Origin of the sequence: Microseira wollei NIES-4236 (genome assembly GCF_020521235.1) — a bacterium.
Taxonomy (GTDB): domain Bacteria; phylum Cyanobacteriota; class Cyanobacteriia; order Cyanobacteriales; family Aerosakkonemataceae; genus Microseira; species Microseira wollei.
The window spans coordinates 1-7,762 of sequence record NZ_BLAY01000289.1; the positions used below are offsets into that span (position 1 = coordinate 1).

A 7,762-nucleotide genomic window follows, 5' to 3' on the forward strand; every position below is an offset into this window, starting at 1 on the left:
AAGGGTGGGGCTACACAAACTAAGCCTGCCTACGCAGGCTTTATTGAGCTTTATTTTCCGGCTTAAATGTGTTATAAATTCCGCCGATTTTAAAGTCTGCGTAGGCAGACTTTGTTTGTGTAGCCGCGACTTTAGTCGTTAGGCAGATATATGATAAAATACCAGGGATCATTATCAGATAAAATTGGCAGGTTAAAAACCAAAAAATCTACCTTTTTAGGGATAGCATTCTACAGCTAAATTATGTCACTAATATTTGCTCAATCGAATATCACAACAGAAATTAGGGAGTTTATAAGACTGGCGATTCCGTTAGCGATCGCGCAACTTACCCAATCTATCACCGGATTCGCCGATAGCGTCATGATGGGCAGGTTAGGACAAGAAACCCTCGCCGCAGGAGGATTGGCGGCGCTGACTTTTGGCGCGGTATTAGTCACCACGAATGGATTTGTCATGGGAGTCACCCCACTTGTGGCAGAAGCTTACGGCGCAAATCGCCCAAGTCAAATCGCTTTGATTGCGCGCCAGGGATTGTGGTTATCGCTGGTTTTGACAATCCCGATGATGCTGCTAATTGGACAGATGGATACTATCATGAGTCAGCTTGGACAAGCAGCAACAACGGTAACCCTGGCAAATACTTACCTGGATATAATGCTTTGGGGATTTTTCCCGGCGGTGGCATTTTCTGTGCTTAGAGGCGTGGTGGCGGCGCTGCAAGAAGCGCGTCCAATAATGGCAATTGTCATTGCTGGGACGCTATTTAATATCGCGGGTAACTATGTTTTGGGTTTTGGTAAATTGGGATTTCCTCAAATGGGAATTGCCGGACTTGCTGTCGCAAGTGTCATCAGTCTTTGGGGCATATTTTTGGCGCTTGTTGTCTACATATTGAGACATAAACAACTGAAAAAGTATTGTTTTTTTCAAGATTTACATCAAATTAAACCTCAAATTATTGGGGATTTAATCCGCATTGGTTTGCCGATTGGGGTATCTTCGGCGTTAGAAGTTGGATTGTTTACCGTTGTTACCTATTTGATGGGAATTTTGGGAACCGATGTGTTGGCGGCGCATCAAATTGTATTTCAAACCATCGTAGTTATCTTCATGATACCCCTGGGAATGTCCTTCGCTACAACTGCGCGCGTCGGACAGTGGTTTGGACAGCAAAACCTGGAAGGTGCAACCCGCGCCGGATATGTGAGTATGTTTGTTGGGATGGGATTTATGACGCTAATGACGATGGCGCTGTTGATGTTTCCTCAGCAAGTTATTGGCTTATATGTGACGTTCTCCCCCGTTAACCGAAGCGGTATAACGGGGGCTTCAAAAGAATTATGCTAACTGAAACCCAGCTAACATTTCCTTTGCTTCTTGTTTCAATGGCCGAGTAATCTCTAAGCCTCCACAAGCAGAAACGATGAGTCCCACCGCTTTAAAATCCTCAATTGCTCTCTTTAAAATATTTATTGCCGCATTAATATCACGGTCTAATTCAGTATGGCAATGAGGGCAAGAATGCCACCTAATTGATAAATCTTTTTTAACTTTAACTCCACACCCTGAGCAATCTTGAGATGTATTATTCGGGTTAACTTTCTTCACACGAACGCCGCGTATTACCGCCACTGCTTCCAGTATCGTAATGAAACTTCCCCAAGCTGCATCTAAAATTGATTTACCCCAGTGAGTACGAGCAAGTCCTTTTATATTCAGGTCTTCAACTGCAATTAAGTCATATTGTCTTACCAGGAACTGTGCTGTTTTATAATGAAAATCTTTTCGCTGTCTTTGAATTCGTTGATGAATTTTGGCGACCTTATTAGCTTGCTTTTGATAGTTAGCGGAGCCTTTTTGTTGATGAGCCAACTTCCTTTGTTGTCTACCTAAATGATTTTGAGCTTTTCTATAGGTTTGTTGAATCGGGACAATTTTACCGTCTGATGTGGCTAAGAATTTCTCTAAACCGACATCAATGCCAACTGCTGTTTTTATAGTATCTATTGGCATTAGTGCCGGTACACTGCCATCTTCTATGCTTAAGCAAACATACCAACCATCGGCTTTTTTAACAATGGTTGCCGTATGAAGTGTAAATCCGTTAGGAATAAGACGATGTACAATTACTGGTATTTCTCCTATTCGGGGAATTCGTAATTTAGTTCCTGTTAAAAAACAAGCTGCTTTTGGGTGATTGACTCTAGAAAAACAAAACGAACGTAATTCACCTTTCTTTTTAAAGCGTGGTCTACCAGCACGTTTAAGGGTTTTATCCGGTGTTAACCAACGCCACCAAGCTTTTTCTAATCTTTGAATATTAATTTGCTGAACTTCAGCATAAATATCTTTGTACTCAGGAAATAATTTTTTGGTTTCCTTGAGTGCTGATTGCTGAGTGTAATAATTGACGGTTTCAGGTATTTCGCCAATTGGCTCCGAGATAATTGAGCATCGGTCAATCAGGCAACGAGTACGATGCAGCCAGTCCAACCTTTGCCCTAACGCATAATTCCAGTGCCGACGCAACAACTCTAACCAATTGTCCATGATGGCAATTTGTTCGGAGTTAGGCTTAATTCGGTACTGGTACGTTATCATCATGTCAGTATCCTAAATCGTTTAACGCATTATGTCAACATCTTTATACGAAAAAGGCTGTAGGTCTGTTTACTTACTTAACGCTCATGCAGTTTTTGTCACTAAGTATCGGCGTAAGGTGATTACGAAAGATTTGCTGCATAGACTAGAGCAAATCTTTAAGGATACCTGTGACAAGTGGGAATCAAGTATTATCGAGTTTAATGGTTCTTCAGACCATGTGCATCTTCTGATTCAATATCCGCCACAAGTTCAGTTGAGTAAATTAATCGGTAATCTTAAGACTGTATCTAGTCGGTTAATCCGCAAAGAATTTTCGGAACATCTCAGCAATTTCTACTATAAACCTGTGTTCTGGACTGGCTCGTATTTTGTAGCTAGTTGTGGTGGCGTTACGATTGAACAGTTAAAAAAATACGTTGAACAACAATCAGTACCAAATTAAATCGTGCTGCGCGTTTACTTGCTGGCGGCAATTCCCCACCCGTTAAGCGAAGCGCTATAACGGGTGACAAGAAAGCCGCATTAAGTTGGATATTGCCAAGCCAGAGAATGGTAACGTGGTAGAACTGGCAAAGCCTATGCTTACTGTAGCTGCGATCGCGCAAATTTTGGATAGTTTGCAAAAGACTGCACAAGGCGCGCTGTACGGACTCCAAGATACTCGCATCCCGATGTTGCTGAGTTTATCAGCATTTTGGGGAGTTGGGTTAACGAGTGGCTATTTACTGGGATTTCCCCTGGGTTTCGGCGGGACTGGTTTGTGGATAGGACAGTCGATTGGGATTGCGATCGCTGCTATTGTATTCGTTTGGCGCTTGCGTAAATTGCTGCTCAATTTACGCAATAATAAAAACCTAGTAAAAACTTAAAAGTGAGGAAGCGCTATCGCAGCAAATGTATATTTCTTAACATTCTTACATCTAATTTTGTTGTTTACTGGATGACAGCCTTTAATTCTGCTAGCCAGATATGATTTTAAGCGATCGCATTAAGGGTTATTATCCGGTCAAGCGAGTAAAAAAAGCGCCAATAAAGCCAAAGCATTCGCTCAATTTTATAGCGATTTGCACTCGGATGAGATACACCTTGGTTTGTGTAGAGGCAGCATTAATACTGCCTCTACACAAACCAAGCCACAAGGCTGTACTGCACTCGCTTGCAATCCGCTGTATCTCTGCTGGCGTTTTAGCGATCGCCATCCTACCAACGGCGTTAAAACCAACACCAGCTATCAGCGCCGAAAAACTTTATATCCCTTATGGTCCTTTCCAGATTTCGCTGTCGGTTGATGCTTTAGAAAGCTTTGCCAAAACAGGTGAAGTTAATAGCGAACTGCAATCTTATGCCCAATTATTAAATGCCCAAATTTTAGCTCAATTGCGAGAGTTATTGAACCGTCGTTTGAATTTGGGTCAAAATGCTGTGTCGCGGATAGCGCACTCGCCATCAGGAGAAATGCTGCTAAAACGACTAGGGCAAGTGGTTCAAACTAAACAAAATCAAAATGGTTTTAGCGATCTGCGAGTAGCTTTAATTGCGGCAGCGCGAGAAACAAAAGGCTTTAGTTTAATCGATGTAATGCGCCGATTCCCTTCAGAAGGAATTTGGATTAATGCTCAATTGCTGCTTGAGTTAAACCAGGAACTTACAGCTTTTACTAATTATAAAAATAGCATTTTGTCGGGAGCGATCGCCAACCAAATGCAAGCAGAAATCGCCGCCGATTCTCCCATAGATTTCTCTAAATTACCCGATCCTAGTCAACCGGGCAGCTTTCAGGTTTCCCAACGCACCCTCGATTTAACCAACAACCGTAACCGTCAATCTGCATTTGGTAGGAGAATTGGTCGTAGTTTTGAAGTCGATCTTTACCTACCTGAAGGAATATCCAAAAAAGCGCCCGTTGTAGTGATGTCCCATGGTTTGGGTGCAGATCGCAAGATGTTTGTTTATCTGGCAAAACATATAGCATCCCACGGGTTTGCTGTAGTAGTTCCAGAACATATTGGTAGTAACGCCAGACGCAGACAAGCTTTATTAGAAGGATTGGTGAGAAGCGATATTAACCCGGTAGAATTTATCGACCGCTCCCTGGATATTAAATATACCTTAGATCAGTTAGAAGCAAATTCCGATCTGGCAGGGAAAATCGATCCACAACGGGTAGTTTTACTTGGGCATTCTACAGGCGGTTATGCAGCGTTAGCAATGGCGGGGGCAGAATTGAATAACGAACGATTGCAACAAGAATGTCAAAATGAACGCCCTACTTTAAATGTTTCTATCATTTTGCAATGCCTCGCCAACCGCTTACCAGCGTTTAATTATAACTTATACGATGGGCGAATTAAAGCTGCGATCGCAGTCAGTCCATTTGCTAGCACGGTTCTTGGCCCCGAAAATATCGGTAATATTCAAATTCCTACTATGATAGTGGGAGGTAGCGGCGATGTTATTACACCAATTGTACCCGAACAAATACATCCGTTTCTGTGGTTGAAAACAAAAGAAAAATATTTAGCCATAATGGTTAATAGCGGTCATACATTTATCGATGCAACCGCAACAACGGCGGGAGATGGAACGCCCCTGAGCAATTTAAATCAGTTTTTTGCTGGCCCAGAACCAAGTTTGGCGCAAGGATATCTTAAAGGATTGACTTTGGCTTTTGTGCAAACTTATTTAGGCGATCGCGCAGAATATCGAGCTTATTTAAGTTCGGCCTATGCTAATTTTATCGGTAGAGAACCTGTCAAAGTAAATTTTGTGCGATCGCTCACTCCAACACAACTAGAACAAGCTTTTGGCGGCACGCCACCATTACCAATCTTCCCCAAATTAGCAACAACTCCTGTAGCTAGCCGCACCCTACCTATTTTAGAAGAAATTAAAAGAACGGGTGTTTTAAAAGTTGGAGTTGTTAACAATGCTTCTCCCTGGGGTTATGAAGATTCTAACGTTCAGCGAACTGGTTATTGCGTCGATTTCCTCAATGCAATGGCGCAACATCTCCAGCAACAACTCAACGCACCAGTCAAGCTAGAAATTACCGTGCAAGCAACTCTAGAAAATCGGTTTGCCATTGTCCAAAAAGACCAGGTACATCTGACCTGCGGCCCTTATTCTATTAGAACCGATATTCCTGGAGTTGCGTTTTCAACTCCATTCTTTATTACAGGAACGCATTTTTTAGTATCGACAGATAACAAAGATATAATTAACCCGACGGGCAATCTGAGGAATATCAGCGTCGGGGTGTTAAGCAGAACTACTACAGAGCAATTTATCCGACGCCGATATCCACAAGCAAGACAAGTTTATTTTGAACCTCCAGGGGGACTAGGCAGAGGTATGGAGGCTTTAGTGCGGGGAAATATTGATGCTTTGGCTAGCGAAGGTATATTGTTAATTTCCGCAGCATTGCGAGGAAATTTGCCTTTAAATCGCTATACTTTAATCCCTGAAGAACCTTTAACTTGCGATGCCTATGGCATGGTATTACCTGCCAACGATCGACAATGGCAAAATGCAGTTAATAGATTTATTGGCAGTCGTTCAGCTAGAACAGTTTGGGATAAATGGTTTAAAAATTTATATCCTTATATCTATTTGAATCTTGATTATTGTGCTGACCGATAATAGCATCATCCTACGCGGGGGCGGGTTGATTTGATGTAAAATAGAAAGTAGAACCTAGCTGATCAAAGGTTGATGCTTATGGCACAGGTAATCCTCGCTCAAATAAGTAGATAGGTATAAATAAACTGAACACCCGACGGGCGAGACGCCCATCCCACAAGAGAGTTGAAAGCTTTGTGGGGTGGGCATCCTGCCTGCCCTATCTTTATATAACTATTTTCACTTTATTTAGCTGCACCTACTTACTAGACCAACTTAAAACACTTGAATTAGCGGAGTTACAGCAGCTTAACCAAGCTATTCAAGATTACCTTACTCTTAAAGAAGATGCGGCTAAGCGGATGGGTGCATTCCATCAAGCATTATTAACTTCTGGTTTAGTGCGGCAGATTAAGAAACCGTCGCAAGAAAGGCTGAATCAGCGGCGGTTAATTCACGTAGAGGGTAAGCCTGTTTCTGAGACAATTATTGAGGAACGCCGCTAGATGGCAGTCTAATTCCTAGACAGTAGTGCATTGGTTAAATGCTACGTCAATGAAGCTGGTTCAGCTTGGTTTTTAGGATTATTTGACCCGGCTTTGAATCACGATTTATTTATCATAGCAATTACCAGTGTTGAAATTGTTGCTGCAATTAAGTAGGTGAGTAGAGACGTTACATGTAACGTCTCTACTAAATTGAACAAAAGGCGGGCGGGACGCCCACCCCACAATAATTTCAGACTCTTGTGGGGTGGGCGTCCCGCCCGCCCCACACTTTCATAACTATTTTCACTTTATTTACTTGTACCTACTTATAGTTAGGAAGCATTGTTTATAATTAACAAGCAAGGACAAATACTTGGTTGGTTAAAACATGCTAATTTACAAAAAATTGTCGATTCTCGTTATTTGCTTTGCACTTTCGGTAAACTGCGCCCATTCAGCAACTGCTAACGAACCCCGCCCCGCTGATGGGGAATATCGCGTACAAAGCGTTAGTGATGGAGACACTATCAAAGTAGCAAATATCAAAGGTGGTAATGAAATAACGGTTCGTCTTGCTTGTGTAGATAGTGAAGATCTGAGATATTCTCAAACCCCGCAGGCGTTGAGATCAAGGGATAGATTGAGACAGATATTTGAGCAAGCAAATATGCGGGTACAACTAAGTTTTACAGGTCAAGATCGATTTGGGCGCTACGTAGCAGATGCAAGATTGGCTAATGGAATGCTGGTTCAAGAAGTATTGGTAAGAGAGAGGATAGCGCGTTTTACGCCAAGATACCGGAATTACTGTCCTAATAGTTTTGCTGTATTGCAAAGGGCAGCAGGTCAAAGTCAACGATAACAGCGCCAGATTAGATAAGATGGACAAACAGGATGCCCATCCCACAAGAGTCAATTTTTCAGATGGACAAACAGGATGCCCATCCCACAAGAGTCAATTTTTCAGATGGACAAACAGGATGCCCATCCCACAAGAGTCAATTTTTCAGATGGACAAACAGGATGCCCATCCCACAAGAGTCAATTTT

General features: G+C 42.3%; 6 protein-coding genes and 1 pseudogene. 6 read left to right on the plus strand and 1 reads right to left on the minus strand.

The annotated features are described in order from the left end of the window. Positions 1 to 243: 243 nt before the first annotated feature. Positions 244 to 1,350, plus strand: a complete 1,107-nt coding sequence (locus tag MiSe_RS46020; protein ID WP_226593570.1) for an MATE family efflux transporter — start codon at positions 244 to 246, stop codon at positions 1,348 to 1,350. On the opposite strand, the gene MiSe_RS46025 is transcribed toward MiSe_RS46020, so the two are convergent. Beyond that, positions 1,342 to 2,607: an RNA-guided endonuclease InsQ/TnpB family protein gene (locus tag MiSe_RS46025; protein WP_226593572.1), complete on the minus strand. Its 1,266-nt coding sequence runs from the start codon at positions 2,605 to 2,607 to the stop codon at positions 1,342 to 1,344. The genes MiSe_RS46020 and MiSe_RS46025 overlap by 9 nt on opposite strands. A gap of 28 nt (positions 2,608 to 2,635) precedes the next feature. Between MiSe_RS46025 and tnpA the strand changes: the two genes are divergently transcribed. The 5 genes and pseudogenes from tnpA to MiSe_RS46050 all read left to right on the plus strand — a co-directional run bounded on the left by tnpA (position 2,636) and on the right by MiSe_RS46050 (position 7,575). Then, positions 2,636 to 3,049 carry an IS200/IS605 family transposase gene (gene tnpA / locus MiSe_RS46030; RefSeq protein WP_226593574.1) on the plus strand — a complete coding sequence of 138 codons (414 nt, stop codon included), beginning with the start codon at positions 2,636 to 2,638 and terminating at the stop codon, positions 3,047 to 3,049. Between the two features lie 85 nt (positions 3,050 to 3,134). Next, positions 3,135 to 3,476, plus strand: a pseudogene (locus tag MiSe_RS46035) (MATE family efflux transporter); the annotation flags it as partial. Positions 3,477 to 3,681: 205 nt separating this feature from the next. Then, on the plus strand, positions 3,682 to 6,246 hold the full coding sequence (locus MiSe_RS46040; protein ID WP_226593577.1) for an alpha/beta fold hydrolase: 2,565 nt from the start codon (positions 3,682 to 3,684) through the stop codon (positions 6,244 to 6,246). A 176-nt stretch (positions 6,247 to 6,422) separates the two neighbouring features. Beyond that, entirely contained in the window at positions 6,423 to 6,731 is a 309-nt protein-coding gene (locus tag MiSe_RS46045; RefSeq protein WP_226593578.1) for a hypothetical protein, read from the plus strand. Positions 6,732 to 7,101: 370 nt separating this feature from the next. Further along, complete coding sequence (locus tag MiSe_RS46050) at positions 7,102 to 7,575, plus strand: thermonuclease family protein (protein WP_226593579.1); 474 nt, start codon at positions 7,102 to 7,104, stop codon at positions 7,573 to 7,575. Positions 7,576 to 7,762 lie beyond the last annotated feature (187 nt).